Consider the following 2,085-nt stretch of genomic DNA (forward strand, 5'->3'; position numbering starts at 1 on the left):
TACCGTTAGAGGTGGACGAAGATTTTCGTGACCTGTTTGGTTTTGATACCGGAAAGAAGTTTGCACCCACCACCATCGAAGTCACACAAAGTCTCGTTGAAACGGTGAGTTTATTAGGTAGCTGGTTAATGCCAGTTGCCCATGCTGCAACCATCTCACCTGCTGAAGCCTTAAAAGGTATGGTGCCACAGCGTGACAACCTTGATGATTATCTCGATTTGGTTGCCAGTTTATTACAAGAACAGTCAAAGTCATGGTTGGCGAATAATAAAAAGATGCCTGCCAGACTGACAGAGCGACTTGACCCGCTTGTTCGGGCGACAGCATGGAAAGAGTCCTGTTGGCGTCAGTTTTCTGGTTCGACTAAAAATCCCCAAGTATTGCGTTCGGCAGTGGGGGCGGTGGGTATGATGCAGATCAATGGTCGGGTGTGGCGTAAGGTTTACGATCTCGACCGCCTGGTTGATGAAGTGGACTACAACGTGAATTCCGGTATTGATATTTTGACACACTACATGATTGATTACGCCATCCGCCGTGGCGAGCACGAACAACCCGGTGGTGATGATAATTTGATAAAAGCAAGTTATGCCGCCTATAACGGCGGACCAGGTCAGTTGGCACGTTATCGTAGTGAAAATACACCCGCCAGATTACGTTCCATCGATAATACATTCTGGAGTTACTACACCAGCTTCAGCTCGGGTCAACTACCTGATATTTCAAGCTGTTATGTGGTCAGTAATTAAAGACTGAATAATCTCACGAATCCAGTACGTACATTTGAGGAGTAAACTAGCCTGTCGAGCAGAACAAATAGAGATAATCTCAGATAATTGAAACGATATAGGTCATGCGTTAATGACAGAAAACCCAGTTTAAGTACTGGTGTTCTTTATTGAGATTTAACTAAAAGTGATGTCCACTATCCTTGTGGACTTGAGGTTCTCAATGTTTACCTTCAGCAAACTCTTCAATAGCTTTGCTACAGAATGCATCCAGATCGTCGGGTTTTCTACTGGTCACAAGACCATTATCGACTACCACTTCTTCATTAAGCCAAGTGCCTCCAGCATTTTGAATATCCGTTTTTAAACTTGGCCAAGAGGTAAGCATCTTACCTTTAAGAATATCGGCTTCCACCAATGTCCAAGGCGCATGGCATATGGCAGCAACTGGTTTGTGTTGACTGAAAAAATCACGGATAAAATTGACAACATTTGAGTCAGTTCGAAGTGCATCCGGGTTGGCGACACCTCCAGGTAATACCAGTCCATCATAATCACTGGCTGATACCTCGGAGATAGCTTTGTCGACACCAAAAGCATCCGCTTTGTCGAGATGATTGTAGCCCTGAACTTTCCCTGCTTTGAGTGCAATGAGTTCCGAGTCAGCGCCTGCGAGTTTGATTTGCTCCCAAGGCGTAGTCAATTCGATCTGTTCAAAACCATCGGTCACGAGAAACGCAATTTTTTTGCCTTGCAGAGTGGTGGTTGAATTTTGCATAACTTATCCTCCTTATCTAGTTGGGTACTAAATGTGTTTAAAGTTCATGCATAGAATCGAATTTTTCAGATTAAAAATGTGAACGATTTAAAACCAAGTAATTTTCTTGGCGTGTTGACTGACATATTCGATACAACGATTATTTATCCATGATGTATGGTTATCATGCTTTGTTTGAGTTTTAATTAATCGCGACAGAGCATGGACCTTCAATGTAATGTCAAATTTAAGTATTCAAATCGTTAGTAAAATTGAGATGATAATGCTGTGTTTCTCTGCAACGAAGTGATGAAATAATCAGGTGAAAACTAACTTCAGATATTAGACATAAAATTAAAGTAGGGAAGCAATCAGAATGTTCAAAGAGACCAACACGCGATCAATTATTAAAGGTGTAACTTGGCGCCTTGTGGCAACGACGACGACAGTGATTATCGTTTATATATTTTTTGGTCGGCTTGATCTGGCTATTGTGGCCGGGTTGCTCGAAAGTGTATTGAAAATTGCGCTTTACTGGGGCCATGAACGGGTATGGCACAAAGTCAAATGGGGGAAAAAGCGCATTGAACCATTTAATCT

Annotated in this window: 3 protein-coding genes; 2 read left to right on the forward strand and 1 reads right to left on the reverse strand. The window is 42.4% G+C overall.

The window, feature by feature from the left end:
* On the forward strand, positions 1 to 749 hold a 749-nt coding region (locus B4K20_RS04965; protein ID WP_289282089.1), incomplete at its 5' end, for a lytic transglycosylase domain-containing protein.
* A gap of 199 nt (positions 750 to 948) precedes the next feature.
* Here the strand turns inward: B4K20_RS04965 and B4K20_RS04970 are convergent.
* Complete coding sequence (locus B4K20_RS04970) at positions 949 to 1,506, reverse strand: type 1 glutamine amidotransferase domain-containing protein (protein WP_289282090.1); 558 nt, start codon at positions 1,504 to 1,506, stop codon at positions 949 to 951.
* A gap of 355 nt (positions 1,507 to 1,861) precedes the next feature.
* On the opposite strand from B4K20_RS04970, the gene B4K20_RS04975 reads away from it, so the two are divergent.
* Positions 1,862 to 2,085, forward strand: a 224-nt coding sequence (locus tag B4K20_RS04975) for a DUF2061 domain-containing protein (protein WP_289282091.1), incomplete at its 3' end; no start/stop codon positions are given.

Origin of the sequence: Methylophaga sp. UBA5088 (genome assembly GCF_002414625.1) — a bacterium.
Classification (GTDB): Bacteria; Pseudomonadota; Gammaproteobacteria; order Nitrosococcales; family Methylophagaceae; genus Methylophaga; species Methylophaga marina.

Bases quoted from the DNA above. Each gene is read 5' to 3' on its own strand.
- B4K20_RS04970 (WP_289282090.1), bottom strand. From the start codon at position 1,506: ATGCAAAATTCAACCACCACTCTGCAAGGCAAAAAAATTGCGTTTCTC.